Origin of the sequence: Brevibacterium sp. VCM10 (genome assembly GCF_000583215.1) — a bacterium.
Lineage (GTDB): Bacteria > Actinomycetota > Actinomycetes > Actinomycetales > Brevibacteriaceae > Brevibacterium > Brevibacterium linens.
On the sequence record NZ_JAJB01000081.1, the window covers coordinates 1 to 898 of the forward strand.

The window sequence follows — 898 nt, forward strand, 5'->3', positions numbered from 1 at the left end:
GAAACCGCGATAGCCCAGAGTCGACGGGTACGCTCCATGATCGCACATGAACTCGTGCGCGACCCGGTCGATGTCATCGGTGGTGATGCCGGGGACGATCATTTCGCCGACCGCGGCCAGGGCGTTGGCCGCGATCCGACCGGCCGCCCGCACCGCCTCGACCTCCTCGGGGCTGTAGAAATTGTTTCCCCGGCCTTCGTCGGCGTCGGCGCGACCGACGTACTCCGGACGGGGGATGTTCTTCGGCACACCGCGTTCGGGCGAGACGGTGCCGGGCGTGAGCAGGCGAGTGTGAACAGTCATGATGGTGTCGATCCTATGCTGGAAACGCGGCTTTGTCCCGCCGGCCGCCCGCCTGTCGATGAGGGTGCGAAGGGCGCGTGGAGTCTAGAATCGGAAGCAGCCGTGCCAAGGAGACGGGAGGCAGATTGAGCGACGACACGACATCGGCGGGCCACGAGTTCGCAGGCCTGGGCGAAGTGGTGAGCCTGACGAGCGCACCGCAGCAGATCGCCGACCACATCCTCTCCGGCATCGCCGTGGGAGCGCTGCCGGAAGGCACACTGCTGCCGGGAGAGCGGGCCCTGGCCGCGGATCTGCAGGTCTCCCGCTCGAGCGTGCGCGCTGCCCTGCTGCGGTTGGAGCGTCTCGGTGTCGTCGAACGCCGCCGCGGCCGCGGGGGAGGGACGTTTGTCAAGACCGCCCGCCCCGAGGCGCTGGCCCCCATGGCCGGCAGGATCGACGAATTCCACGCCGAACGTCGCAACCTCCTCGATGCCCGCGCCGTCTTCCAGAATTCTCTGGCCGCGACCGCTGCGCGCAGACGCACCGAGGATGAGCTGAGCGAGCTCCGAGAGTTGGCCGAAGTCTATTCCCGACGCGCCGAGGCGGCCGCCGC

General features: G+C 68.7%; 2 protein-coding genes. One reads left to right on the forward strand and one right to left on the reverse strand.

What is annotated here, in order from left to right:
• Positions 1 to 303 (reverse strand): M24 family metallopeptidase (locus AD89_RS0116990; protein ID WP_025780763.1); only part of this gene is annotated, 303 nt, incomplete at its 3' end.
• A 125-nt stretch (positions 304 to 428) separates the two neighbouring features.
• Between AD89_RS0116990 and AD89_RS0116995 the strand changes: the two genes are divergently transcribed.
• Positions 429 to 898: FadR/GntR family transcriptional regulator (locus AD89_RS0116995; RefSeq protein ID WP_025780764.1), on the forward strand; the 470-nt coding region annotated here is incomplete at its 3' end.